This window comes from Kosakonia sp. CFBP8986 (genome assembly GCF_034044935.1).
Lineage (GTDB): Bacteria > Pseudomonadota > Gammaproteobacteria > Enterobacterales > Enterobacteriaceae > Kosakonia > Kosakonia cowanii.
In genome coordinates, this window is the sequence record NZ_JAXCXB010000004.1 from 379315 (window position 1) to 405675 (window position 26361).

The 26361-nt window shown below is 50.7% G+C and carries 19 protein-coding genes; 11 read left to right on the forward strand and 8 right to left on the reverse strand.

All coding sequences use genetic code 11. The features are described from left to right. Positions 1 to 6: 6 nt before the first annotated feature. Together SOM48_RS11375 and SOM48_RS11380 are read right to left on the reverse strand one after the other, a co-directional pair. Positions 7 to 516 carry a phage regulatory CII family protein gene (locus SOM48_RS11375; protein ID WP_320511965.1) on the reverse strand — a complete coding sequence of 170 codons (510 nt, stop codon included), beginning with the start codon at positions 514 to 516 and terminating at the stop codon, positions 7 to 9. Positions 517 to 546: 30 nt separating this feature from the next. Continuing rightward, a complete protein-coding gene (locus SOM48_RS11380; protein ID WP_210694451.1) occupies positions 547 to 810 on the reverse strand; it encodes a hypothetical protein in 264 nt (87 codons plus the stop codon). Positions 811 to 945: 135 nt separating this feature from the next. On the opposite strand from SOM48_RS11380, the gene SOM48_RS11385 reads away from it, so the two are divergent. The 4 genes from SOM48_RS11385 (at position 946) to SOM48_RS11400 (ending at position 4552) form a co-directional block, all read left to right on the forward strand. Continuing rightward, a complete protein-coding gene (locus SOM48_RS11385; RefSeq protein WP_320511966.1) occupies positions 946 to 1518 on the forward strand; it encodes a phage repressor protein CI in 573 nt (190 codons plus the stop codon). After that, the gene (locus tag SOM48_RS11390) at positions 1518 to 2528 is read left to right on the forward strand and encodes a phage integrase (protein ID WP_320511967.1); all 1011 of its coding nucleotides are present in this window, start codon (positions 1518 to 1520) and stop codon (positions 2526 to 2528) included. The genes SOM48_RS11385 and SOM48_RS11390 overlap by 1 nt, the downstream gene beginning before the upstream one ends. Continuing rightward, positions 2525 to 3418 carry a hypothetical protein gene (locus SOM48_RS11395; RefSeq protein ID WP_320511968.1) on the forward strand — a complete coding sequence of 298 codons (894 nt, stop codon included), beginning with the start codon at positions 2525 to 2527 and terminating at the stop codon, positions 3416 to 3418. Before SOM48_RS11390 ends, SOM48_RS11395 begins: the two co-directional genes overlap by 4 nt. Before the next feature lie 63 nt (positions 3419 to 3481). Further along, positions 3482 to 4552 (forward strand): hypothetical protein, encoded by a 1071-nt coding sequence (locus tag SOM48_RS11400; protein WP_320511969.1) that lies wholly within the window; start codon positions 3482 to 3484, stop codon positions 4550 to 4552. A 522-nt stretch (positions 4553 to 5074) separates the two neighbouring features. Here SOM48_RS11400 and hhe read toward each other — a convergent pair. Next, positions 5075 to 10756, reverse strand: coding sequence for a DUF4011 domain-containing anti-phage protein Hhe (gene hhe / locus SOM48_RS11405; RefSeq protein WP_320511970.1), 5682 nt, complete (start codon positions 10754 to 10756; stop codon positions 5075 to 5077). A gap of 584 nt (positions 10757 to 11340) precedes the next feature. Then, positions 11341 to 11631 carry a macro domain-containing protein gene (locus SOM48_RS11410; protein WP_320511971.1) on the reverse strand — a complete coding sequence of 97 codons (291 nt, stop codon included), beginning with the start codon at positions 11629 to 11631 and terminating at the stop codon, positions 11341 to 11343. Positions 11632 to 12049: 418 nt separating this feature from the next. On the opposite strand from SOM48_RS11410, the gene SOM48_RS11415 reads away from it, so the two are divergent. Together SOM48_RS11415 and SOM48_RS11420 are read left to right on the forward strand one after the other, a co-directional pair. Further along, positions 12050 to 12598, forward strand: coding sequence for a serine acetyltransferase (locus tag SOM48_RS11415; protein WP_241658791.1), 549 nt, complete (start codon positions 12050 to 12052; stop codon positions 12596 to 12598). A 271-nt stretch (positions 12599 to 12869) separates the two neighbouring features. Next, positions 12870 to 14039 (forward strand): coiled-coil domain-containing protein, encoded by a 1170-nt coding sequence (locus SOM48_RS11420; protein WP_042715491.1) that lies wholly within the window; start codon positions 12870 to 12872, stop codon positions 14037 to 14039. A 29-nt stretch (positions 14040 to 14068) separates the two neighbouring features. Here the strand turns inward: SOM48_RS11420 and SOM48_RS11425 are convergent, their stop codons facing one another. After that, the gene (locus SOM48_RS11425) at positions 14069 to 14839 is read right to left on the reverse strand and encodes a siderophore-interacting protein (protein ID WP_312203121.1); all 771 of its coding nucleotides are present in this window, start codon (positions 14837 to 14839) and stop codon (positions 14069 to 14071) included. Between the two features lie 238 nt (positions 14840 to 15077). On the opposite strand from SOM48_RS11425, the gene SOM48_RS11430 reads away from it, so the two are divergent. Next, positions 15078 to 15590, forward strand: coding sequence for a PadR family transcriptional regulator (locus SOM48_RS11430; RefSeq protein WP_313162020.1), 513 nt, complete (start codon positions 15078 to 15080; stop codon positions 15588 to 15590). On the opposite strand, the gene SOM48_RS11435 is transcribed toward SOM48_RS11430, so the two are convergent. Next, complete coding sequence (locus SOM48_RS11435; RefSeq protein ID WP_320511972.1) at positions 15587 to 17149, reverse strand: methyl-accepting chemotaxis protein; 1563 nt, start codon at positions 17147 to 17149, stop codon at positions 15587 to 15589. The two genes, SOM48_RS11430 and SOM48_RS11435, sit on opposite strands and share 4 nt — an antisense overlap. Positions 17150 to 17580: 431 nt before the next feature. After that, complete coding sequence (locus SOM48_RS11440; protein ID WP_139965633.1) at positions 17581 to 19101, reverse strand: methyl-accepting chemotaxis protein; 1521 nt, start codon at positions 19099 to 19101, stop codon at positions 17581 to 17583. Between the two features lie 430 nt (positions 19102 to 19531). On the opposite strand from SOM48_RS11440, the gene ygjG reads away from it, so the two are divergent. Together ygjG and SOM48_RS11450 are read left to right on the forward strand one after the other, a co-directional pair. Continuing rightward, a complete protein-coding gene (ygjG, locus tag SOM48_RS11445) occupies positions 19532 to 20911 on the forward strand; it encodes a putrescine aminotransferase (RefSeq protein WP_320511973.1) in 1380 nt (459 codons plus the stop codon). Between the two features lie 454 nt (positions 20912 to 21365). Beyond that, positions 21366 to 23387 (forward strand): NADPH-dependent 2,4-dienoyl-CoA reductase, encoded by a 2022-nt coding sequence (locus tag SOM48_RS11450; protein WP_320511974.1) that lies wholly within the window; start codon positions 21366 to 21368, stop codon positions 23385 to 23387. 173 nt (positions 23388 to 23560) lie between these two features. On the opposite strand, the gene rlmG is transcribed toward SOM48_RS11450, so the two are convergent. Then, positions 23561 to 24691, reverse strand: a complete 1131-nt coding sequence (gene rlmG, locus SOM48_RS11455) for a 23S rRNA (guanine(1835)-N(2))-methyltransferase RlmG (RefSeq protein WP_313162022.1) — start codon at positions 24689 to 24691, stop codon at positions 23561 to 23563. A gap of 70 nt (positions 24692 to 24761) precedes the next feature. On the opposite strand from rlmG, the gene SOM48_RS11460 reads away from it, so the two are divergent. Then, on the forward strand, positions 24762 to 25253 hold the full coding sequence (locus SOM48_RS11460) for a M48 metallopeptidase family protein (RefSeq protein WP_320511975.1): 492 nt from the start codon (positions 24762 to 24764) through the stop codon (positions 25251 to 25253). Positions 25254 to 25335: 82 nt separating this feature from the next. Further along, entirely contained in the window at positions 25336 to 26334 is a 999-nt protein-coding gene (locus SOM48_RS11465; protein WP_320511976.1) for a Gfo/Idh/MocA family protein, read from the forward strand. The last annotated feature ends 27 nt before the right edge of the window (positions 26335 to 26361 follow it).

Here is a 26361-nt window from a genome sequence, read left to right on the forward strand (position 1 = left end):
CGCACCTCAAATCAGCCCGAAGGATGCGCCAATACCGCTCATGGTATCGACCACGCTCGACATAGCGGGATTAGTCTGCAGACGCGCATGCAGCGCCAGCGCCGACAACGACAACATGCGAATACCAGCATTAACGCTTTCAATCATGTTGTGCTTACGGGCAGAGGTCAGACGTTCATCAGATACTGCACCGCTCGCCAGTTCTCCGAGTTCACGCATTGCGCGCATTACATAAGACTGCAATTTGTCTTTAGCCAGCTCATTAACCGGCACGCATGGCAGGCAATGAATCTGCGCAAGAAAACCATCAACGAGGGTTGAGTCTTCGGTCAGGTCAGTCAGTAGCCACAATTCAGGCGGCGTGAACTGGTGAGGTTGTTCCGGGTTAAGCTTGTTACGTAACGTTTGAACGTTCATATCTGCACGCTCGGCCAGCTTCGCCATGTTGTGACGCTGTGAAAAAGCCCGGCACGCTTCGTCATAATGGGGATGTTTGGAAACCTGAAAATCAAACATGTCTCATCCTTATAATTCACTTAAAGTGAATTAAGCGCCAATGACGAGCTGAAAACGGGAATGACCCAACGCTTTACGCATTTGTTCTTCTTTCCAGCGTGCGTAGTAGATACGAATCGGGCCACCGGCTTTTTTGCAGCCTTTGCGGATAACACGCTGTTCGATTGGTACGCATGGGTTGTCGCCAGTTGTCCAGCGATACGCGGTGCGCTCAGAAACACCCTCTAACTCCGCAAACTGCTGGAGAGTAACGATAGGTGCGGGGATTTTGATGATTGCGATTTCAGAAGCCATATTGCATGATTCCTAAATTGATAACATTCAGACAATGAGTGCATAGTTTTTGCCGACGTTTGCCACTCACTGCTACCGTTCATAGCGATACTAATATTAATTTTAGTATCTCGCAACATAGGAATGCTAATTTTAATGATTGAGACCAATTTTAATAACGAAGCGTTACTAAACAGAATCTGCGAGGTTTATGGTTTTACTCAAAAAATTCAACTCGCTAATCACTTCAAAATCGCAGCCAGTTCCTTACAGAACCGCTATACGCGGGGCAACATGTCGTACGACTTTGCGGTGCATTGCGCGCTTGAAACAGGCGTAAGCCTTAAATGGCTAATGACTGGTGAGGGAGAAAAAAACTCATCTGCTAAAGAGCCTCAACACTCAACGGAGCTTCCTTTGTTCGAATTAAGTGAAGGGGAGCTAACCAATATTGGTACTCTTTCGTTTGACCAACAGCTTTTCACTAAGCAGCCGAAAAAGGGTGCATCTGTGAAAAGTGATAACAGCACCTATGTGATTGAGCAGGAATCCTCTTTGTCTGATGGCCTTTGGTTAGTAGATATTGAAGGTGCATTGAGCCTTAGGGAAATTACTGTATTGCCCGGCAAAAAATTACATGTAGCCGGTGGTAAAGTGCCTTTTGAATGCGGAATTGATGACATCAAAATGATTGGTCGAGTGGTGGGTGTATACAGCGAGGTTAATTGATGACTGTCCGTAAAAATCCTGCTGGCGGCTGGATTTGCGAGCTTTATCCAAACGGTGCAAAAGGCAAACGTATAAGAAAGAAATTCGCCACCAAAGGTGAGGCGCTGGCATTTGAACAGTACACCGTTCAAAACCCGTGGCAGGAAGAAAAGGAAGACAGGCGCACGTTAAAAGAGCTGGTTGACTCATGGTATAGCGCACATGGCATTACCCTGAAAGACGGCCTTAAACGCCAGTTAGCTATGCACCATGCTTTTGAGTGTATGGGCGAACCTCTTGCACGCGATTTCGATGCGCAGATGTTTTCCCGCTACCGTGAAAAGAGGCTAAAGGGTGAATATGCCCGCTCAAACAGGGTTAAAGAAGTATCACCCCGCACGCTTAATCTTGAGCTGGCCTACTTTCGCGCAGTGTTCAATGAGCTAAACCGCCTCGGGGAATGGAAGGGTGAAAATCCGCTAAAAAATATGCGCCCTTTCCGCACAGAAGAAATGGAAATGGCCTGGCTAACTCACGACCAGATTACGCTACTGCTCGGAGAGTGCAAACGGCATGACCACGCAGACTTGGAAACTGTGGTAAGAATTTGCCTGGCCACTGGCGCACGGTGGTCAGAGGCTGAGAGCCTGAGAAAAAGTCAGCTCGCGAAATACAAAATCACATACACCAACACGAAAGGCAGAAAAAACCGCACCGTCCCAATCAGTGAAGAGCTGTACGAGTCTCTTCTTGTTGATAAAAAGAGTCGGCTGTTTAGTGATTGTTATGGCGCATTTCGGTCTGCTCTAGAAAGAACAGGCATCGAACTGCCTGCAGGACAACTCACTCACGTTTTGCGCCACACCTTTGCCAGCCACTTTATGATGAATGGTGGTAATATTTTGGTCTTGCAGCGCGTGCTCGGCCATACCGACATAAAAATGACTATGCGGTATGCGCACTTCGCCCCCGATCATTTAGAAGATGCGGTAAAACTTAATCCTTTAAATGTATTTAAGGATAAACAATGAAAAAGTGTTCCCAGTGCGAAAAACTTAGCAGACTAGATGATCACCTTTATGAATTATCTATTGTTTGTGAATACTTTACTTCAAGGAAATACAACAATTTCTCCAATATAGCTGAGTGGCTTAAACTGTCATCCTTTCTGGATGAAGTTAGAATTAAACCTGAAAAATATGCCGGTTCTGATTTGATATGGTGTAGACCTGCTGCTGATACCTATGAGGCTGAGCGAATACATTATAGTAAATACTCTACAGCGCTAACTCGTTTTCTATATGTATCTAACGCACTAGAAGAAACATACCGTTTCGTCAGCACTTATTACAAACCATCTTCAAAAGAGATAAAAAATAAAAGGGAATTCACTGAAAGCAAGAAAAGCGTTCTTTTATTTGAAAAAATAGATGATAATAATCTACCTGAAGGCTTCCATCATTATTGTGGAAATTTATTCATAAAATTTGATAAGTATATACAAGAATACAAACCTAAAATAAGTACTATAAAAACTTACCCAAAAAATCATAAGTGTCATGGCCTTCATATAGTTCGAAATGTCAGGAATTTCATCGCTCATGGAACCATTCCTATAAATCTCATACCTGAGTACTACGGTTCAGCCGAGATGTGGCATGTTTTATATAGTCTTTTGATCTCCGCTACAAGAGTAACTGCTCTCTACATACAAGCCTTTCTTTTAGAATTTGCTGAACAATTTGATTTTTATAATTATCTCCGGAGGATGGATTATGATTATTATCTAGAACGACAAGAAGATATGTTAAATGATAACCCTAGCCACATTACACTGAAAACGCCTAGAAACATACAACACCTCCTTACTCAACTTCATTTCAGTGATGGCTTTGGTTATATAAAAATTGCGAATTATTAATAATTAAATTGACGGCATCTTTACCATCTACGCAACTGTGATAAATCAATAAAGGATCATTCAATGACTTGTTGGGACTCAATTTCAGGAAAATGGCAACATCCTGATGCCATGTGGAACATAAACGAAACCTTTCCAGATGATTTTCCCGATTGTTGGTTAAGTAGACCTGGTGGTAGCCATTTTCTGGGGATGTCATTCCATTTTTCCCCATATAGTTTCGCCATTGATGGTGAGGGAGATTTTGGGAGTGACATTCACTACTACCCCTCAGACTTCTACCTGAATCGTTCACATGATCCTTATAATAGTTGGGGTGTATCGGCCATTAAAAAGGAAAAATCCAAGACTGATGTCATGACATTCTGGGATCATTTACCTGGAGTTATTGTTTATGATAAAACAGCATTATTCACATTACCAGATGAACGACTTAGTAGCCTTGCCGGAACCGAAGCAACAGATAATGATTTCAGGATATTCCATGGTCTATTTGATAACGAATCCAGAGATAAGCTAGTATCAAAATATCTGGAAGCTATTAATTCAATTACTGGCCCTCGCTTTGCGGGTTGGCCTTTTGGTCATAATCAATTAATTAATTCTGTTTTTGTATGGATTAACTCGGCTAACCATAACATTGATGCAATGTTACAAGTCCGCTCAATTCAGCATGGCGAGCGATATACATGGCTTGATGATAAACTTTATGATCCGGGAAATCATCTTGGTTCATGGGATATAGCTCCAGCCACATGGGAATGTAGAAATGTTATCAAAGCCATCTATAAATCAAAATTACTTTTAGAAGATGGCTTTCATGAAATAGCGTTGACATCTGCCATTTCTGCTGTCGAGCGTACTTTTTTTGAAATAGTTCTATTCAAGGAACATGGAAATATATCGACAGCGCAAAATAAAATCAAGTCAGAAACGTTTATGAATAGAGCGAAACTATTATTACCATCTTACGGATATATTCTTCCACCACCAATGATTGATGATCTTAAATCCGCTTATTCTGACAGAAACGCAATAGCACATACAATTGCACCACAACCATATGAAAAAACAGAAGAGCATATTTCCAAGCTCGTAAAAATCATAGAGTGGTATTATAAAAATGTGATATAAATTAGACAATGTTAATTACAGACTCGAGCACATAGAGCTTTTTTGCTGCCAGTTTTTTGCAAAAACTTTTTTTCAACGGCTGTGAAATTTTGAGAAGCTATAGTCAGTTCAAGGTCATTGGTTCAGCTTCACACATATTTACATTGAATGGCGATAGAATGGCGATGTAGAAGGCAAAAAATCGTGATTTTTTGGCAAACAATGACAATCTATGTCAATGATAAATAAAGCAAACTATTGATTTCCTATTGTTCTTATAGGAACTCATAATCGCTTGGTCGTTGGTTCAAACCCAACAGGGGCCACCAAATTTTAGGTTTAAAATCATATAATTAAGCCACTTATAACAAAGTGGCTTTTTTGTTCTCTATGCTTGCTGTCCCCGTTTTGTCCCCTCAAGTCCCGCCTGCGGAACCACATCCTGCCATGGTTTGCCCTTTTACTTATCTGGAATGTAAAAGGGGGCCACGTTAGAACGTAACCCCCTGATATCGATGATGAGTTATGCACCGAAAAACCCGCTTAAGCGAATTCATCTCCATCGATAATCGCCAGCACCCTGTCCAGATAGGTTTTACTCATCTTGCTTTCCGTTGCCTCACGCAGGTATTTCGGAATACGTTCAACAAACTCAGAGCGAGAAAGCGGTTGATGCTCGACCAATGCTTCAATCATTGCAGGACGCAGCAACTTGCTCTCATCGGCAATATAGGGGCACTCAACATCAATGACCTCGCGGGCAAATCTTTCAAGACGTAATCTGAGTGGCTCACTATGGTCGCTAAAATCCGCAATATTGTTACTTGCAGTTTGCCCTTCAACAACCAGCTGTGCGATAGCGTGCTCTTCAGAGTACTCCTCTTCCGCAACCGTGGTTTTTAACCGATTTAACTCACGAACGATGGGCTCCAGGATCTCATCAGGATTGCAGAACCAGTCTGTGGACCAGATACGACGAATTCTCCACCCTAAGCCCTCCAGCACGTCCTGACGCAGGCGATCTCTGTCACGAGCTGACTTAGCAGAGTGATAGGTCGCACCATCACACTCAATACCCATCAAATAGCGCCCCTGCTTACCGGGATCGCGCACCGCAATATCAATAAAGAACCCGGCTACGCCAACCTGGGGTTCACAGCGAAAACCAGCATTCTCCAGCGCTGTAATAACAGAGACTTCGAAATCACTGTCCGGCGCTTTACCCGTGTGGTGTGCAAGCCCGTCCATATTGCCTTTTTCAGCAAAGTGCAAAAAGCCACGCAGCGCCTGCACACCGCGCTTAGATGTCTCTGTTACCTGGATATCCTCCGAGCGCATTGAGCTGAACACATGCATCCGCTTTTTGGAACGCGTGAAGAGTACGTTCAGGCGACGCCAGCCAACATCGGAGTTGATCGGGCCAAAGCGTTGGTACACTTTGCCATCGACCTCGCCCGGCCCATAAGTGAAGGAGATGAAAATAACGTCGCGTTCATCACCCTGAACGTTCTCCAGGTTTTTAATAAACAGCGCATCGCTTTTCGTTCTTAACCGATCAATCGCGGCCTCAGCTTGCGTATCTTCACGGCATATTTCATCAATCGACCGTTCAATCTGTTCACGCTGCTTTGAGTTCATCGCCACGATGCCTAAGGATTCGTCAGGCGAATTGGTCGCATGTAAAGCCACAGCCCTGGCGATAACGCGCGCTTCTTCAATATTGTGCTGGTTAATGAAGCGACCATTTTTAACGAAGCTGAACTTAACGCCATACTCCGGGGCATGAGCGTTCGGGGAAGGGAAAACCACCAAATCGCTGTTATAAAAATGGCGATTGGAGTAAGCAATCAGGCTCTCATGTTGAGAGCGATAGTGCCATCTCAAACGGCGCATTTTGAACAGAGGTAAAGAGGCATCAAGAATACTGTCCGTTTGGCTGACCGCGGCCGTGTCATCATCGTCATCATCAATGCCCGCGCGATCAAAGAAGCTCGTTGGCGGCAGCTGTTTCGGGTCACCCACCACGATAATTTGCTTACCGCGCGCGATAACGCCCAACGCATCTTCCGGCTTAACCTGTGAGGCTTCATCCATCACCACAAGATCAAACTCGATATCGCCAGGCTGAAGATAATTAGCCGCCGACATTGGCCCCATCATAAAGCAAGGCTTCAGCTGAAGCAGGGCCCGGCCGGCGCGATTAATCAGTTGGCGAATCGGAATATGACGCATCTTCTTACCCGTCTCATTCAGGATAAGCGCCATTTCGGTATAGTCGGCTTTTCGTCCTCCTGACGCGCCGGGGGGAACGGGATTGCTCGCAATAACCGCCGCGATGCGCTCACGCTGCAAGCGCTGTAGCGCCCGGTCATAGTCACGAAAAGTTTTTTGCATCGCGCTGCGGCTATTACCAGACACCCGGAGGAGATGCGGACGTTCAGTCGCGATTTCGCGGGCGAGCTGATCGAAAATAGCGACTTCCAGGCCGGTATCGATATCCTCAATAGTCAGCGTATGGCTCATGATTGCGTCACGAATACGCTGCAGCCCGCTATTTTCAATATCCTGAGAGATACGAATGAAGTTAAGCCAGCCATTTAGCCAGCGGGGCTTAGCGATCGCCTCTTCGTTGCAGGCGATTAATGCAGAGAGAAGATTTTCACACCGTTGATGCCACTGCTCGCTATTAAGCTGCGTTTCCTGCGCAAAGTGACTCTGACGGTCAGTTTGCAGCTGCCACTTCTGCTGAAGAGCACGAAGAGAGTGTTGCAGTTCGCGGTACTCATCTGCGCCGGGTAACCGTTGGATGGCCGCAACCAAATCAGCATCCTGAACGTTTTCCCCCATCTGTTCTGCAAAAGTAAGGGTATTGCCCATGACCTTGAGCGTGTGCGCATTATCTTTATCTGCGCCAAACAGGAGTGAATCCGCCGCTGAAAAAATGGTGCCGGGCAACCGATCAACAGATAAGCGAGCCTGTCGGTTATGTATCTGACGCAACACGGTTATCTTTTCATTTACCGTATTCAGCGCAAGCTGCTCAGTGCTGAACCACTGCTGAATGGGCGTCAAGGCCGCGGTCAGTTTCTCAATAAGCGGCAGTAAGACACTCTTTTCGCCCGCAAGGCTTTGCTCACCTTCAGAGTCAAAGTGTGCTGAAGCGAAGGTTTCCTCGTAGCTTTTTAACTTATCAAGATGTTGAGAAATCTGCGCATCGACACCCTGCTGCTTAAGTTGCTGTATTCCTTTTAGTATCTGGCTATCCAGCGTCAATAGAGCGCCACCAATGGCAACGTTAGCACCGAAGCCGATCCCCCAGACGCTGCGCACTTCGCTGTACCACTCCCGAATCTGCCGGAGCTGGCTCGGATCGGTCTCCAGCCCTCGATAGAGCTCGCCGAAGATCTGCTCAAAATTGCGCGCCTCAAACTCATCGCGTTCCTGCACATACTGGCGGAGGATCGGCAATTCGTCATACAGCGTTTTCCATTTTGCATTAGGCTCGCTGGATAAACCGATCAGCGTATTTTTCGCTTCGCGCCATGAGCCGCTTAACCAGCTAAACAGGCCCGAGTTGTGCAGGATGTTTTCGATCGTTTTTAGCTGCTCATCATCTGCCACTTTATTCAGCGTAAAGCGTGCCTTGAGTTGGTCGCGCAGTGCATGCAACGAGACCAGCCGCTGATTGAGATCTTCAATGTGTGGCTCGATATCTTCATCATCAAACCTGTCATGTCTGTATCTCACCAGTTCGCTCGGCAATTTGGAGGCGACATGAATGAACGTGGCTATTTGCTGCAGACCCGCAGGCGTTATTGAGAATCTATCAGCAACAGCAGAAGGCAATGATTCCAGTAATGGGGCGAGATGCTCTTTGTCAGCAGCAAAGGCAGTTTGCAGTTGCGCTAAACCACGAATCAGGAGAACCACATCCGCAAGCGTTGTTGCCCCATCCAGACCAAAGATTTTGGTGATATCCGGAAAGTCCGGGACTGGATTTCCTTCTTCGAGGAAACGCAGTTTTTCAGGCATTAAATCGCCTGCTACCTGATGGTAATCCGCCTGAACGGCACTGAAATCATTTAACCAGCTTTTCAGACTCTCAATGTTGTTGCTATCAAGCCGGGTATAAGCCTGGAAATCAGCTTCTGCAGGAAGTTCCGGAAGTTGGTCGCACAGCGCCACCAGCTGTGTTTGCCAGCTTAATTCGTCACAATGCGAAGCAGTAATCGAATACCTGGTGAGAAAACCTGCAAGTGCCTGCTGCCAGGCAATTAGCGCCTCATTCCACTCCTTAAGCAGTGAAACAACTCTTTCACTGTCGAAAAGCTGGATATCAGTGTTATTAACGCCATACCAGGGGTGCTCCCACAGCTCCGCTTGCTGACCGACCTGCTGACGAAACTCCACGACAACGTCTTTAAACTCTTTGATCTGGTCACGTAGCCTTAACTGCGCCACGCGATCCAGTTTTTGACCAGACAGGTTTTCTATATGTAGCAGTGTGGGATCGATGCCCAGCTCGCGTCGATAACGCGTCGCGCCGGTCAAAATTTGGTGAATAGTCAGCCCGGTAAGCTTCCAGCTCTCATTAATTTCCTGAGCGTAGCTGTTTAACTGATTCTTTAAATCTTCATAGCGAGAAATCTCGGCATCAATTTGCGCCGGCATTTTTTGCAAAGCCGGGTTATGCAGCCGTTTTTGGATGTCTTCTAATACCTTACGCTTGTGCGATTTATGGCTGTGCAGCTCAAGGCAAAAATCACCCAGCCCTGCTTTATCGAGTCGGTGTTTAACAACCTCTAATGCCGCAAGCTTTTCTGCAACAAAAAGCACCTTCTTGCCATTCAGCATTGCCGCGGCAATCAGGTTGGTAATGGTTTGTGATTTGCCCGTGCCTGGAGGGCCTTCGATAACCAGATTCTCGCCATTTACCGCATCAATCAGTGCGCTATGTTGTGAGCTATCCGCATCAAAAATAAGCGGAAATTGCTGATGAATATTATCGAGAGTATCGATGTGATATTCGCTTGATAGACTTTCTGAACCGGAATGTTCTCCCGTCTGCGAAGTAAAAAGACGTTTGATCACCTCATGATCCAGTAAGTTTTTACCGCCCTGTGGCCAGCGCTCTGGATCAAGATCGAGATACATCAGCATCTTGCTGAAGTTTAATAAGCTCAATGCCCCATAGCGGCGCACTTTCCAACGCGGCTTGTTCGTTTCGGTAATCGCCTCTATTTGCTGGAAATAGGTTTCCGGTAACGTCTCCTCATCCAGCCCAGGTAGTGCAAAACCAAAATCAGCCTGCAATTTCTCCTGCAACGACAGGTTAGGGATAATATCTTCCCCGGTATAACGCAGGTGGTAGCGATAGAGACCCGCTTGTGGATCGAGTTTACCTTTCTCCAGCGTTACGGGAACGGTAAAGAGCGGAGCAAGGCGGGGCTTATCTGAATCATCACTTTCATACCATTCAAGAAAGCCAAGGGACAGATAGAGAATACCCGCACCAGTCTCTTCAATCGCTACCTGCGCTTTACCGTGGATAGAGCGCAGTACGGCTTCCAGATCGGCCGGGTAATAAAGCGTCTGTATTTCATTATTCGCTTCAGTCTCCTGCACTAATGGCTTACGCAACGGCTTGCCCGCTTTCGTATCGCGCTCAAACTCACCAATATCTTTGTAGCCAAGCTGGATAAGTAGCGAGTCCAGACGCTCAGCAGGAAGGCCGGATTTAGCCTCCGTATTCCTGACGCCGGCCAAAGAGCCGCCGTTTTCCTTCAAGTGGATGAGAATAAGATCGCGCGCTTTAACCACCAGTTCATAATCTTCCGGGGAAATAGTACTCTGCGCGCCGCTCGGTAATTCATAGTCGGTATTGATGCCCAGCTTACCCGCCCACGTTTTCGCATCGGGCATAGGTTTTGTCGCTTTTTCCTCGGCTGAAGGCACGTTTTTATCCAGATAACCAAACTGTTGTAACTGCGCTTTGGTTGGATCCGGAACAGGAGCAAACTGCATAACCTGTTCTGATTTGAGGGTTTGAAAAAGCTGATCGGGTAGCGCGTTGATGATACGCAGCGAAGAGTGTTTTTGATTAATTGGAAAATTTAATAACCTGTTTCGCGAGGTCAAATCCAACAATTTGCGCCGCATATCCTCAAGCGACTTGAGAATATATTCTTTGGATTCACCATCGAGTGAAGAAGAGTATTCCGCCATATCAAACCCTGTAGATCATCAGCAAAAGGATAACCAGAACTTACCAAAACTTCTGGTTCCAACACCTGACAGGAATAAAAGTTATGTCGCTTGCGATCGTTCTGTATGTATCAGCAAGCCATGTTTATTACTGACGATGCTAAATTCAAAAAGAGACCTCACCGCGAAAAGGCTGATTCAAGCAGAAAGCCCCATCCGGTAAGCGTCGGGATAGCAAAATCATACCTTGGGCGACGCTGAATACAAGAAAATCCTTAACAATAAAGGGCTAACAAAGAGCACAAGCTTCAGATTTAACTTAATCATATAAAACATATAACAAAGCTGTTTGAGTGAATTAGAGATATTAACCAGGCATGAAGTTGAGCAAAAAATAACCACAATAGCGCTTATCTTCTGCTTCGAAAGAGATATGTCTGATGTGAAAAACCTCAATGGCATTCATCTAAAATCATACTTAGCTCTATTCTCAATACGATAATTAAGTCCGAGGGGAATAATAGGCCGCTGCTAAATCAAAAGATAAAGCTACAAAGCAATGAGACATATATTCTTCGTTACGTGAAGCGCACGATTGTCGTTGCTCAGGCGAGCACGTTAAATGTATCCTCGACACAATCATACTGCGACTTCTGCCACCAGTGATCTTTGGTGGGAAAGTTGATGATCGGCTTATTGTTCTCTTCCACGGTGAGAATAGATCCATTTTTGAATGCGCTACTTTTGCAGGCCTCACGATAGATCTTATCGTTTTCAGGAAAAGCCTCCTTAAACGGGTAGGCAATGCTTTTGCCCATTACTCCATGACAATTCACCACATTGACCAGTGAAACCGTCTGAGATTGAAGTAGATCGCCGCGTTCATATCGAATCATAATAATCGCTCATCGTTGCAGTTGGCCCACGACATTACTTAAACCTGTCGCGATTCGCAGCCCGCAAGGAAGCTAGTATGTACTCACACTTCCTGAATGCCATTCCCCATAAGCTGCTGAAACCTGCGATATAAACTGCCTCTAAACAACACGCAGATTTCAGTCACACTTTGTCACACTTATGTTGACATTGGGAATAATCCGAGTTAGATTCTCGAGCAAAATTAATAACAATGCGCTTGATAAGTCATTTCTTATCTAAATTATTTGTATTAAAAATACGCAGCCTAATACAAATTATCTTTTATAAATGTTTTGTTGTGAACTGCCACTGGTATCAATTATAAAAAATAATAAAAAAATATTTAAATAGTCCTACATGCCTTTTGATATATTTATTATGAACGACCGGGTAAATATGGAATTTTTGAAAGAGTGTTTGCGAGTAGAAGTCATTGGCGGAAAAGATAAAAAATTCTCATGGGGAAGAGCCTTGCGACACGCATGGCGTCAGCCAAAGCGCCGGTTTCTTTTCTGGTGGAGAATTGCATCTTATCTGCATGATAAAAAAGGAAAAAGATGCAAGAAATTCGCACACTTCCTTAATCGTAGATTAATGAAAAAATATAATACTGAGATTGGTCTGGGTGCAAAAATCCAACCTGGACTCTTCGTCGCTCATTATAATGGCATTGTGGTTTCGTTATATTGCGATATCGGCAAGAACTTCCTGATACGGCAAAATACCACCATCGGTATCAAGACCCCAGGAAAAAAAGATGAAGATTACAGAATCACTATTGGTGATGATGTCGTTCTTGGCGCTAATTGCTGCATCATATCTGACGATATCCGTATCGGCGATAACGTAAAAATCGGCGCGATGACATTCGTGAATAAAGATATTCCTGATAATAATCTCTACTACACCAAAAAAGAGACGGTACAAGTGTTGAGAGAGGCGTAAGCCTCCTTGCGCTTACAGGACGCGGTTACGCCTTACCCAGACAGGAGCGTTGCGACGTTTTCAGAGCTATTTACCCGTCCTCTTAAGGGCGTTTTCGCCCTCATTTCACCGAATTACACCGCCATAAGCGCAATTTTCATAGAAAGACTAACGCATTGAAATGTGCCCATGTAATATGAGGCCGGGCTATTGCGACTTTCGCCTTCGTGGTCCAGATTTGATGAATAACGACTCCCCTTAACAGACTCATTAAGCGCTTTGACGAAACGCCATGAACAAACCAATAAAACGGCTTGAAATCATCAAATACGCCATTGAACTGGAGGATGACAGCATCATCCTCAGCCAGCTTCCTTTGCTGAAAACGGAAGTGACCGACCCGGAGTTAGCGTTTATTGTTCACGCGCTCGAAGAGAAGAACTACAGCGATGCGATGCGCGCCATTACGGCGTGGCTACAGAGCCAGCGCTCGGTCGTCAGTTGGCAAGATCCGCAGGTTTCCGCCAGCAAGCTGGAACTCAAAGCGCTGGAGGAGCAGCTCCGCGAGCTTATCGATAAGCGCAATGCGCGCATTCAGCAACTGGACGAATTTAACGATCTCTACTTAACCCGCCTTGGGCCGCTGATGTCGCAGATCCTGCGCCTGCGTAAAATGCTGGCTGAAGCCGCAGTACGTCGCCAGGAAGCGGAAGCACGTCGCCGCGAAGCTGATTATCTGCGCTGCCAGAAATACCTCTCGCAGGCGGTGAATGTGCTGGTGACGCTCACGCAGCGCTGGCAGAGCATGCCGCCGCACTCGATGCAGGCGGCTGAAGCGCGTAAACATCTCCAGCAGCAAAGCGAGCTGATCGCCTCCCTGCTGGCAGAGGCGCAGGAGCTGGAGCGCGGTCTGACGCGTGAAGAGGAGCCGACGCGCCAGGCGCGCGACGAAGCGCGTCAGGAGTACGAAAGCTATCAAGAGCAGCAGCACGACGCAGAAAAACGCTTCAGCTTCGAGCAGAAGATGTCGGAAGAGGAGCGCCATGAGCTGAAGCGCCTCTGGCGACAGGCGAGTAAACTCTGTCACCCCGATCTGGTCGACAGCGAGATGAAAAACGATGCCAATAGCATGATGGTGCAGCTCAATCAGGCCCGTCAACGCGGCGATCTGAGCGCGATTCGATCCATGCTCAGCCGCCTGCAAAAAGGGCTGGAGCCGCTAATGGCCAGCGACAGGCTGAACGACGTCCAGCGTCTGCGTCAGCGCATTGTGGAAGTGAAGCAGCACATCGCCACGCTGATTGAAGAGTTAATGACGCTGGATAAAGAGGAGACCTGGCAGTTGGTCTCTTCCCTTGGCGATCGGGAAACCTATTTCCGCCAGCAGGAGAAAGCGCTGGCTGAGATCCGTGAATCCCTTGAGCAGCAGGTTAACGAAGCCGAATACGACGAAGTTGCCTGATATGTGCCCGGCGCTCTGCCGGGCCGCAATTACTTTTTATGCCAGTAAGCCTGCGCGCGAACGCACTGCTGATCGATAGCGTCCGTTTCAAACCGCGCCTTCAGCGATTTCACCACCTCCCCCTCCCCGGTCAGCCAGATAAAATAGTCCTCACCTGGTACAGTTAGCGCCGCCAGCTTTTCCGCCACCTTCTGCGGTTGATGCCCAATCACATACTCAATATCAAAGCCCTCCAGATGCGCGAGGTAATCCTGATAAGCGGCATTGTCGATGGTTACCAGCGCCTTCACCTGCGGACGCCGCGCAAGCTGGCTTATCGCCTCCAGCCGACGGCGCAATGCCGGCATACCGGACTCATCGCACACGTAGAGTTGCCAGGCGTAATCTTCCGGCACCACCAGCGAACCGCGCGGCCCGCCGATAGTCAGCAGATCCCCGGCCTGCGCGTGAAGCGCCCAGTTGCTCGCCACGCCGCCATCGTGAATGTAAAAATCGAGAGTCAATTCATTGCGGCTGGCATCAAAGAGCGGCGTATAGTCGCGCGACAGCGGACGCGGCCCATCGCCCCAGTTAATGCCCTCATCCGTTACCTCTGGCGGAACAAAAGGAGCGCCCTCCTGCGGGAAGAAAACTTTGGTGTGGTCATCGAAACCGCGTGAGCTAAAGCCATCAAGCTGCTCGCCGCCAAGCACAATGCGCTGGAAGCCCTCGCTTGCCCGCTCAACGCGCAAAACGGTTAACTGGCGAAAACGCAGCTCATTGCGCACGCGCTGCGGATAGCGTGAAGAAGTTGTGGTCATAATCGGCCCTACTGAATGTGAAATAGATATATCTAAATTTTGTGCAAATGATAATGATTGTTGTTTGTAGGGAAGGCAAGATCTTTTTAAGATATAGCTACAGCTAAGAGCACGCGCTGACAAAATCACCATTTAAAATCTTTATTATCAGTAAGATAAAAACAATTAATTAAACCAGCCTGTTACCAGACAGAGTTTAGATATAGATTAGATATATCGAATTAACACGGAGAGTAGGATGCGCCATTCACACGACAGTCACGATAACGAACACCACGGCGGCCGTCGCCAGCGCTTTTTTGGCCACGGGGAGTTACGCCTGGTGCTGCTGCATCTGCTGCGCGATAGCGCCAGCCACGGCTATGAGCTTATCAAAGCCATTGAAACGCTGACCGAGGGAAACTACACCCCCAGCCCCGGCGTGATCTACCCGACTCTCGATCTGTTGCGCGATCAGCAGTTGATTACTATCAGCGATGAGGAGAGTGGGCGCAGGGTGATTGCGATAACCCGCCACGGCCAGCAGTGGCTGGATGAGAGCCAGCAGCAGCTGACGCAAATTCTGGAACGGGTTAAAGCGCGTAATGTCGGCTATCAGTTACGCAGAGATCCACAGATGAAGCGGGCGCTGGCGAACTTTAAAGCCGTGCTCGATCTGCGCGTGAATCAGCAGGCGCTTAGCGCCGCGCAGCTTAAACAGATAATTGGCATTATCGACCGCGCGGCGCTGGAGATATCCCAGCTGGATTAAGCTGGCATTGGCGCTTCACGCAGGCGGAAGACCTTCACCAGTTCGCGCAGATGCAGCGCCTGATCGTTCAGTGACGCGGCTGCCGCAACGGACTCTTCCACCAGGCTTGAGTTCTGCTGGGTGGTGGAGTCAATCAGGCCGATAGCGCTGTTGATCTGCGAAATGCCATCGGTCTGCTCGCGGCTCGCCTGGCCGATTTCACGCAGGATCACATCCATCTCTTCGACGTTGGTCACCATACCGTTAATCAGCGCGCTGGCTTTCTCCACCAGCGCCATCCCTTCACGGGTCTGGCTGGCTGAGCTCTCGATCAGATGGCGAATATCATTCGCCGACGAGGCGCTTTTCTGCGCCAGTTGACGCACTTCACCGGCCACCACGGCAAAACCACGGCCATGCTCACCGGCACGCGCCGCTTCAACCGCGGCGTTCAACGCCAGAATGTTGGTCTGGAAAGCAATCGCATCAATCAGGTTGATGATGTCGGACATGCGATTAGAGGTGTCGTTGATAACCCGCATCTTCTCGGTGACCTGCATCATCATCTCGCCATTACTCTTCACCACCGTCGCGGCATCCGCCGACAGCGTTGTAGCTTCAGAGGTGTGATCGGCTGTGTTCTTCACGGTTGCCGTGATCTGCTCCATGGATGCCGCAGTCTGCTCAACGGAACTTGCCTGCTCTTCCGTGCGCGCCGCCAGATCCTGGTTACCGGCAACAATTTGCGCCGCCGCGCTGGAGATATTTTCAGAGCCGTTTTGCACCTGATGCACAATCTCCACCAGGCGATTTTTCATCTCCATCAGCGCACGCAACAGCGTTCCGGTCTCATCATGATGACGAGAGTCAATGGAGCGGGTTAAGTCGCCATCGGCGATCGCTTCCGCAAAAGTGACTGCTTCGCGAAGCGGACGAGTGATCATTCGCGCGATCACCACGCCAATCAGGCTTCCGAGGGCAATACTGATCGCCGCCAGCGCAATCAGAAGCAGGCGGTTGGAGCCAAAGTCCTTCTGCACCTGCTGACCTGCGTCACGCATCTGCTGATCCTGGATGGCAATCAGCTCCTGCACTTTCGCTTTATAGGCCTTCTGGACAGTGATGGTCTTGGTCATCATCTCCTGAATGGCGGCCGGGCGATCGTTGCGCTTTACCGCATCGAGGATGCGAAAACGGGAGTCGAGGTACTGTTGGCGCACGGTGCGGATCTCAGCAAGGATTTGCTGCGACTGCTCGTCGCGCAAGTTTTTCGAGAGATCGGCCAGTAAGGCAGAGATACGCGAGCTAATAGCCGCCAGTTGTTTCTGGGAATCAGCCGACCATTTGCCGTCCGTATCCAGCAGCATTAATTGTTGCGTACTGACGAACGTCTGGAAATTATCAATCAGCTCGTTTGCTTTTACGGTCGTGGGATAATCCTCATGCACAATTTCTTGCATACCGTTGTTGGCACGATTAAGGCTGAAAAGCGAGAAACAGGAACTCACCACCATCAATATAATAAAGAATCCGAATGCCAGAAATAATTTCGTACCGATTTTTACATCATGTAAAAACATATCTTCTCCGTGGATTTGAATGTCTTGCTGACAAAAGCTTTGAACCCTAATTCAGAAGGCACGCTTAAGTCCCCGGCGCGAATGGAAACCCTGTCGCCACCAGACGTTATCGGTAACGTAAATGCTAACTTTATGAGTTTGATCGTTTTTTTATTAAATTAATTGGCCACTGGATAGTCAGGAACTATCAATTTAGCGTCATTGATCGTTATTTGTTTCGTTTTCTTATTATTTCACGAATATATTAATGGGAGTTAACTAGAGTTAATGGGAAATTAAATTTCAAGCTAACTAATTTATTGATCCCGGCACTAACAAAATAACAATTAATAAAAAAGTAACAATTTAGAAAAAATTATTAACATGAAGATGGATTAGCAGAAATAAAAAAACCGCCAGCAGAGGCGGCGGTTTTTTTAATTAAATATCTCTTAATGTAATACGGAAACTGCGTCCTGTAGCCGACCTGCGCGCTGTTTCACCATTGACGACACCTCCGCGCTCTGTTCAACCAGCCCGGCGTTTTTCTGCGTAATCGCATCCAGCTCCGCCACGGCGCGCGTCAGATCCGCAAGCCCCGTCGCCTGCTCAGAGGTGGACTGGCTAATCTGGGCAATCAGGGCGGTGACATCTTTAACCTGGGCCACAATATCGTCCATCGTGCGGCCTGCTGCGTGAACCTGGTCGGAGCCGGACTGCACTTTACTGGCGCTGGCATCAATCAGTTTACGGATATCATTCGCCGCGTTCGCGCTGCGGCTTGCCAGGTGACGAACTTCCCCGGCAACCACCGCGAAGCCTTTGCCCTGCTCCCCTGCCCGCGCTGCTTCAACTGCGGCGTTCAGCGCCAGGATATTGGTCTGGAAAGCGATATCGTTAATCAGCGCAGTGATGGAGCCGATACGCTGCGTGCTGTCGGCAATCTCATCCATGGTTTTCACCACCGTTTCCATCGCTTTACCGCCGTGAGCGGCGGCGTTGCTGGCGGAACTGGAGAGCTTATCTGCCGCAGACGCCGTTTCCGAGTTGCTCTGTACCGACGCGGCCATCTGGCCCATTGTCGCTACGGTCTGCTGCACGTTAACCACCGTCTGGCGCGTACGCTCATTCAAGTCGTCGTTGCCCTTCGCCAGCGTTTCGCTGCCGTTAAGCACGCTGCTCACCTGACCAGAGACATCGTTTATCAGCCAGCGGCACATCAGCCCCAACTGACCGACCGAGCGCAGGATCAGCCCCACTTCATCGCTGCGGTTGAGGAAATCGACGCTGTTACGATCGCCCGTTGCCACACTTAGCGCCTGCTTTGCCACATTCTCGACCGGGCGAACAATCTGCCACTCAAACGCCAGCGCGCCCAGCAGCGTCACCAGCGTACTGACCAGCATCGAAACAGGATGCGCGCCGGTGAACCATAGCGCTGCCAGCTGTGCGACCCACAGCAGCGTCATGACGCCGCGCGCCCGCCAGCGCAGCGGAAGCGTGGCCACTTTCCCAAATAAGCCTTTACCCAGTACAAGACCTTTATGCAGGCGCTTTTTGCTGCGCCCTTCATTTAATGCGCTGTAGAGCGGCTCAACTGCCGCGATCTCCTGCTCCGTCGCGCGGGTGCGGATCGACATATAGCCGGTCACTTCGCCGTTACGCACCATCGGAATGGCATTGGCACGCACCCAGTAGTGATCGCCATTTTTACGGCGGTTTTTCACAATACCGCTCCACGGCTCGCCCTGTTTCAGGGTGAACCACATATCGGCAAATGCCGCTTTCGGCATATCTGGATGGCGCACAACATTGTGCGGTTGGCCGCTTAACTCATTGAGGTGATAGCCGCTGGCATGAATAAACGCATCGTTAGCGTGAGTGATGTAGCTCTGCGTATCAGTGGTGGACATCAGCGTAGTGTCATCGTCCAGCGGGAAGTTGCGCTGGCTGACATAAAGAGGAGAAGACATGGTTGCGTCCTGTGCAGGTTATATTGCCGTGAAAAAATTATTGCGAATGTTATTTCGGCGATAATGAATTTATCTTTAGTTGTTAAATTTGATTTAGATCGCAAATCCGCAGAAAACCCTGATTTTGATAGGTTTGTTAAGATATTGATTTTAATAGTTTCAGCCTGAAAACACTTAGTTGTGCTAACGGGTTATGCCCCATTTTCATGCATTCGACGCACTTTTTTGGCGCAAAGCGCCTTTTCACCCCCTCGCCTCGCGCTTTTTAACAATGCTGTAACCTATTTTTTGCCCAGACGGCATGATTAAATCTTGTACGATTTGGCTTTCACCTGGCGTTTATCCCGATTTCTCTGCCCGCCGCCGAAGTGGCGTAATCCCTGCAATACTTTAATCAGTATCACGTGATACGCGACTCCTGGAGCTTATTTTGAACAGGTTACCTTCCAGCGCATCCGCTTTAGCGTGCAGCGCTCACGCCCTGAATCTCATTGAGAAGCGAACGCTTGATCATGAGGAGATGAAAGCTTTAAACCGAGAGGTGGTGGATTACTTTAAAGAGCATGTTAACCCGGGGTTTTTAGAGTATCGAAAATCTGTAACTGCCGGCGGGGATTACGGAGCCGTAGAGTGGCAAGCAGGCAGTCTGAATACGCTTGTCGACACCCAGGGAGTGGAGTTTTTAGATTGCCTGGGTGGATTTGGTATTTTCAATGTGGGGCACCGTAATCCAGTTGTCGTTTCCGCCGTACAGAACCAACTCGCCAAACAACCTCTGCATAGCCAGGAGCTTCTCGACCCGCTACGGGCGATGCTGGCAAAAACGCTGGCGGCGCTCGCGCCCGGCAAACTCAAATACAGCTTCTTTAGCAACAGCGGCACGGAGTCCGTCGAAGCGGCGCTGAAACTGGCGAAAGCCTATCAATCTCCACGCGGGAAATTCTCCTTTATCGCCACCAGCGGCGCGTTCCACGGTAAATCTCTTGGCTCGCTCTCGGCGACGGCGAAGTCAACCTTTCGTAAACCCTTTATGCCGCTGCTGCCGGGCTTTCACCATGTGCCGTTTGGCGATATCGATGCCATGCGCACGGCCCTCAGCGAAGGGCAGAAAACCGGGGATGACGTTGCGGCGGTGATTCTGGAGCCGATTCAGGGTGAAGGGGGCGTGATCCTGCCTCCGCCGGGCTATCTGCCTGCGGTGCGTAAGCTGTGCGATGAGTTTGGCGCGCTGCTTATTTTCGACGAAGTGCAAACCGGTATGGGGCGCACTGGCAAGATGTTCGCTTGCGAGCATGAAAATGTGCAGCCGGACATTATGTGTTTAGCTAAAGCTCTCGGCGGCGGCGTGATGCCGATTGGCGCGACCATCGCGACCGAAGAGGTCTTCTCGGTGCTGTTTGATAATCCGTTCCTGCACACCACTACTTTCGGCGGTAATCCGCTGGCCTGTGCGGCGGCGCTGGCGACCATCAATGTGCTGCTGGAAGAGAACCTGCCGGCGCAGGCGGAGCAGAAAGGCGACATGCTGCTGGATGGCTTCCGTGCGCTGGCGCGTCAGTATCCCGATCTGGTACAGGATGTGCGCGGGCGCGGCATGCTGATGGCGCTGGAGTTTGTGAATAACGAGACGGGGTACAACTTTGCCAGCCAGATGTTCCGCCAGCGCGTGCTGGTGGCCGGTACGCTCAATAATGCGAAAACCATTCGTATTGAGCCGCCGCTGACGCTCACCATTGAACAGTGCGAGCAGGTGCTGCGCGCCGCAGGCGAAGCGTTGTCCGCGCTGCGCGTTTCAGTAGAGCCGGTGTAACACTCTGCCCGATGGCGCTTCGCTTATCGGGCCTACAAACCACACTCACCGTAGGCCGGATAAGGCGTAGCCGCCATCCGGCCTTTTGCCCGATGGCGCTTCGCTTATCGGGCCTACAAACCACACTCACCGTAGGCCGGGTAAGGCGTAGCCGCCATCCGGCCTTTTGCCCGATGGTGCTTCGCTTATCGGGCCTACAAACTGCACTCACCGTAGGCCGGATAAGGCGCCAGCCGCCATCCGGCCTTATGCCCGATGGCGCTTCGCTTACCGCACCGACAAACCGCACTCACCGTAGGCCGGATAAGGCGTAGCTGCCATCCGGCATGTCCTCTGCCCGCACTTTTTTGAATCCCATCACAATCATTCGCTCCCGCTTTTCCCTTCTGTTGTCGCGGCGGCTACAGTAGAACTCATCCGACCACATAACAATAATTTTACATTGGAAGAGAGCATGAGCCACTACCCGTCACTGTTCGCCCCGCTGGATCTGGGTTTTACCCAGCTTAAAAACCGTGTACTGATGGGGTCGATGCACACCGGTCTGGAGGAGCGCCCGGACGGCCCAGAGCGGCTGGCGGCCTTCTATGCCGAGCGCGCCCGTCATGGCGTGGCGCTGATTGTCACGGGCGGCATCTCCCCCGCTCTTTCCGGCGTGACAATGGAGGGTGCCGCGGTGCTGAACGATATCAGCCAACTGCCGCACCATCGGCACATTACCGATGCGGTGCATCAGGAGGGGGGCAAAATCGCACTGCAGATCCTGCATACCGGGCGCTACAGTTTTCAGCCCAACCTGGTCGCCCCTTCCGCCATTCAGGCGCCGATCAATCGCTTCAAACCTCACGAACTAAGCCATGATGAAATTCTAAGCCTGATTGAGGATTTCGCCCGCTGCGCGCACCTGGCACAACAGGCCGGTTACGACGGTGTCGAGGTGATGGGTTCGGAAGGTTATCTGATTAACCAGTTTCTCGCCGCGCGTACCAACCAGCGTGAAGATGAATGGGGCGGTGATTACGCTCGCCGAATGCGTTTTCCCCTCGAGGTGGTGCGGGCGATCCGCGAGCGCGTCGGGGAGAACTTCATCCTGATTTATCGCCTGTCGATGCTCGATCTGGTGGAGGGCGGCGGCACGCTGGATGAGACCATTGCGCTGGCACAGGCCGTTGAAGCGGCGGGCTCCACGCTTATCAATACCGGGATCGGCTGGCATGAAGCGCGGATCCCAACCATTGCCACACCGGTGCCGCGCGGGGCGTTTAGCTGGGTGACGCGCAAGCTGAAAGGCAAAGTCAACGTCCCGCTGATCACCACCAACCGCATTAACGATCCGCAGGTGGCCGAAGCGATCCTTGCGCGTGACGATGCCGATATGGTGTCGATGGCGCGCCCTTTCCTCGCCGACGCGGAGCTGTTAAGCAAAGCGCAGAGCGGCCGGGAAGAGGAGATCAACACCTGTATTGGCTGCAACCAGGCGTGTCTGGATCAGATCTTTTACGGCAAAGTGACCTCCTGCCTGGTCAACCCGCGTGCCTGCCATGAAACGCTGATGCCGATCTTCCCGGCAGAGCAGAAAAAAAACCTCGCGGTGGTTGGCGCAGGCCCTGCCGGGCTGGCTTTTGCAGTGAATGCCGCCGCGCGCGGGCACAGCGTAACGCTGTTTGATGCGCAGGCAGAGATCGGCGGGCAGTTTAACGTCGCCAAACAGATCCCCGGTAAAGAGGAGTTTTATGAAACCTTGCGTTACTACCGGCGAATGATCGACAAAACCGGCGTCGCACTTTGCCTCAATCAACGTGTCGATCCCGGTATGCTGACGCTGTTTGATGAGGTGATCCTCGCCTGCGGCATTGAGCCGCGCATGCCGCTTATCGACGGCATCGATCATCCGAAGGTGCTGAACTATCTCGACGTGCTGCGCGATAAAGCGCCAGTCGGTGAACGCGTGGCGATCGTCGGCTGCGGCGGGATCGGCTTTGATACCGCGGTCTATTTAAGCCAGCCGGGGGAGTCGACCAGCCAGAATATCGCTGAATTCTGCGTTGAGTGGGGCATCGATACCAGCCTGAATGAGGTCGGCGGCTTGCGTCCGGAAGGGCCGCAATTGCCGAAAAGCCCGCGGCAGATTGTGATGCTGCAACGCAAAGCCAGCAAGCCGGGCGATGGGCTGGGGAAAACCACCGGCTGGATCCACCGCGCCACGCTGCTGTCGCGCGGTGTGAAGATGATCCCGGCGGTGAGCTATCAGAAGATCGACGATGAGGGTTTACATATTCTGGTCGGCGGCGAGCCGCAGGTGCTGGCGGTGGATAATGTGGTGATCTGCGCCGGACAGGAGCCGCGGCGCGAGCTGGCCGAACCGCTGCGCGAAGCCGGTAAACCGGTGCATTTGATTGGCGGTTGCGATGTGGCGATGGAGCTGGATGCCCGCCGGGCGATAGCCCAGGGCACGCAACTGGCGTTAACCATTTAAAAAATGCCTGATGGCGCTACGCTTATCAGGCCTACGGGGTTTGAGACGTTGTAGGCCGCCATCCGGCAAAGCGCCTGATGGCGCTGCGCTTATCAGGCCTACAGATTCTGAGACGTTGTAGGCCGGATAAGGCGTGAGCCGCCATCCGGCAAGGCGCCTGATGGCACGGTCGGTTAGCGCTTTTTGCGCACTTTAACCGATTTGAGGATCACGAACTTATTGTTGGTCGCCACGGTTTCGCAATTGCCAAACACGCGTTTGAGCTTGCGGAAATAGTCGAGATGGCGATTGCCGACAATACGTAATTCACCGCCATACTTCAGGCAGCGGCGCGCATCGTTAAACATCTGCCAGGCAATGTGATCGGTGATGGCGCTCTGCTGATGAAACGGCGGGTTACAGAGCACCGCCGCAAAGCGATCCGGCTCAATGCCGGAGAGCGCGTTGTTGATCATAAACTCGCAGCGCTCCACATCCTCCGGCAGGTTGCTCTCCACGTTCAGACGCGAAGAGGCGACCGCCATGGCCGACTCATCAACAAACAGCACCTGCGCCTGCGGGTTGCTGGCCAGCAGTTGCAGGCCAATCACGCCATTGCCGCAGCCGAGATCGACCATTTCGCCCTCGACATTTTCCGGCAGATGTTGCAGGAAAAAGCGTGCGCCGATATCCAGCCCGCTGCGGGAAAAAACATTCGCATGGTTATGAATGGTCCAGGGCGTACCATCCAGCTTCCAGCTTGCCAGCAGCGAGGTTTCAACAGGCGCGGGAGCGTTAAAGGTGCAGTTGATCAGGCGCGCTTTGCGCCATGCCAGCGTAGTGGTAGTCGGGCCGAGGATCTTTTCAAACAGCGCCATCGTCGAATTGTGAATATCACGGGTTTTCGCACCGGCGATAATCCGCGTCTGCGGCGTAACCACCTCGCGCAGGGCGCGCAGCTGCTGTTCAAGCAGCGCCAGCTGTTTGGGTATTTTAATCAGCACTAAAGCCGGATTGGCCGGTAGCGGGCTGAGGCAATCCTGAAAGATGACCGCCTCTTCATCCAGATCGTTAATGCGCAGGTTATGCTGCGTTGCCAGCTCGGCAATAAAGGAGTCGTTAATCGACACCGGATGATGGGCCGCCAGCGCACAGGCCAGCGCGCCGAAGCTGTCGTTGAAGATCAGAACCGGGCCATCGACCGCATCCACCTGTTGCAGAAGATACTCATCTGCTGCATCCCACGCCTGTAGCGACGCCTCTTCCACGCCGACAGGGAATCTGTCTAAAGTGAATGACTGTCCGTTTAACTCAACCTGGCTCATCGACCCTCCGCAATGCTAAAATTCGCGCGTTTTATCGCTCAATTACGTAAGGATGTAAACACATTTCACCATGAAGACCCTCACCTATCTTCAGGGCTATCCTGAATCCCTGCTGGCGCAGGTACATACGCTGATTGAGCAGAACCGTCTGGGCGGGGTGCTGGCAAAACGCTACCCCGACAGCCACGGTGTAACGACCGATAAAGCGCTCTATCACTACACGCAAGAGATGAAAAACCAGTTCCTGCGTAACGCCGCGCCGATCAATAAAGTGATGTATGACAGTAAAATTCATGTGCTCAATAATGCCCTTGGCCTGCACACCGCCATTTCCCGCGTGCAGGGCGGCAAGCTGAAAGCGAAAGCGGAGATTCGCGTCGCCACCGTTTTCCGCGATGCGCCGGAAGCCTTTCTGCGCATGATTGTGGTGCATGAACTGGCGCACCTGCGCGAGAAAGAGCATAACAAAGCCTTTTATCAGCTCTGCTGCCATATGGAGCCGCAGTACCACCAGCTTGAGTTCGATACCAGGCTGTGGTTGACCCATCTCGCCTTACGCTAAGCATGCGCGCCAGCGCACTGGTTTTGTCATGTTGACGTGCTAGAGTGACAGCGGAACCCTTTAACGGAGAAGTAGCGCCTTTATGATACGTTTCGCTGTCATAGGGACGAACTGGATCTCGCGCCAGTTTGTCGATGCCGCCCATGAAACGGGCAAATACAGACTTACCGCCGTCTATTCCCGCAGCCTTGAACAGGCGCAAACCTTCGCTACCGACTACCCTGTCGAGCATCTCTTTACCTCACTTGAAGAGATGGCGCAGAGCGATGCAATTGACGCGGTCTATATTGCCAGCCCCAACTCCCTCCACTTTTCCCAGACGCAGCTGTTTCTCAGCCATAAAAAGCATGTGATCTGCGAAAAACCGTTGGCCTCAAACCTGCGTGAAGTGGAAGCCGCCATCGCCTGCGCCCGTGAAAATCAGGTGGTGCTGTTTGAAGCCTTCAAAACCGCCAGCCTGCCGAACTTCCTGGTGCTGAAACAGTCGCTGGCGAAAGCGGGCAAGCTGCGTAAAGCCTTTATTAACTACTGTCAGTACTCGTCGCGCTATCAGCGTTTTCTCGACGGCGAAAACCCCAACACCTTCAACCCTGCGTTCTCTAATGGGTCGATTATGGATATCGGCTTTTACTGCCTCGCCTCGGCGGTAGCACTGTGGGGCGAACCGCACAGCGTGCAGGCTTCAGCGAGCCTGCTCGCAAGCGGTGTCGATGCACACGGCGTTGTAGTGATGAATTACGGCGATTTCAGCGTCACGCTGCAACACTCGAAAGTGAGCGATTCGGTGCTGGCGAGTGAGATTCAGGGCGAAGCGGGTTCGCTGGTGATTGAAAAGATTTCCGAGTGCCAGAAGCTCGCCTTTATCCCGCGCGGCGGCAAAGCGCAGGAGCTGACCCAGCCGCAGCATATCAACACCATGCTGTATGAAGCCGAAACCTTCGCGCGGCTGGTGGAGGAGAATGAGGTGAATCACCCGGGACTTGCCGTCAGCCGCATTACAGCGAAACTGCAAACGGAGATCCGCCGCCAGACCGGCGTCGTCTTCCCGGCCGATGATGTCAGCGCCCAGCTCCCTGCGTAAAGCTTCGTAAGAAGCGCTGGCGACACA

Bases quoted from the DNA above. Each gene is read 5' to 3' on its own strand.
- SOM48_RS11395 (WP_320511968.1), top strand. From the start codon at position 2,525: ATGAAAAAGTGTTCCCAGTGCGAAAAACTTAGCAGACTAGATGATCAC.
- SOM48_RS11440 (WP_139965633.1), bottom strand. From the start codon at position 19,101: ATGTCTTCTCCTCTTTATGTCAGCCAGCGCAACTTCCCGCTGGACGAT.
- rlmG (WP_313162022.1), bottom strand. From the start codon at position 24,691: ATGAGCCAGGTTGAGTTAAACGGACAGTCATTCACTTTAGACAGATTC.
- SOM48_RS11435 (WP_320511972.1), bottom strand. From the start codon at position 17,149: ATGTTTTTACATGATGTAAAAATCGGTACGAAATTATTTCTGGCATTC.
- hhe (WP_320511970.1), bottom strand. From the start codon at position 10,756: ATGGCGGAATACTCTTCTTCACTCGATGGTGAATCCAAAGAATATATT.
- SOM48_RS11450 (WP_320511974.1), top strand. From the start codon at position 21,366: ATGAGCCACTACCCGTCACTGTTCGCCCCGCTGGATCTGGGTTTTACC.
- SOM48_RS11415 (WP_241658791.1), top strand. From the start codon at position 12,050: ATGGAATTTTTGAAAGAGTGTTTGCGAGTAGAAGTCATTGGCGGAAAA.
- SOM48_RS11465 (WP_320511976.1), top strand. From the start codon at position 25,336: ATGATACGTTTCGCTGTCATAGGGACGAACTGGATCTCGCGCCAGTTT.
- SOM48_RS11425 (WP_312203121.1), bottom strand. From the start codon at position 14,839: ATGACCACAACTTCTTCACGCTATCCGCAGCGCGTGCGCAATGAGCTG.
- SOM48_RS11400 (WP_320511969.1), top strand. From the start codon at position 3,482: ATGACTTGTTGGGACTCAATTTCAGGAAAATGGCAACATCCTGATGCC.
- SOM48_RS11385 (WP_320511966.1), top strand. From the start codon at position 946: ATGATTGAGACCAATTTTAATAACGAAGCGTTACTAAACAGAATCTGC.
- SOM48_RS11390 (WP_320511967.1), top strand. From the start codon at position 1,518: ATGACTGTCCGTAAAAATCCTGCTGGCGGCTGGATTTGCGAGCTTTAT.
- SOM48_RS11410 (WP_320511971.1), bottom strand. From the start codon at position 11,631: ATGATTCGATATGAACGCGGCGATCTACTTCAATCTCAGACGGTTTCA.
- SOM48_RS11420 (WP_042715491.1), top strand. From the start codon at position 12,870: ATGAACAAACCAATAAAACGGCTTGAAATCATCAAATACGCCATTGAA.
- SOM48_RS11380 (WP_210694451.1), bottom strand. From the start codon at position 810: ATGGCTTCTGAAATCGCAATCATCAAAATCCCCGCACCTATCGTTACT.
- SOM48_RS11460 (WP_320511975.1), top strand. From the start codon at position 24,762: ATGAAGACCCTCACCTATCTTCAGGGCTATCCTGAATCCCTGCTGGCG.
- SOM48_RS11375 (WP_320511965.1), bottom strand. From the start codon at position 516: ATGTTTGATTTTCAGGTTTCCAAACATCCCCATTATGACGAAGCGTGC.
- SOM48_RS11430 (WP_313162020.1), top strand. From the start codon at position 15,078: ATGCGCCATTCACACGACAGTCACGATAACGAACACCACGGCGGCCGT.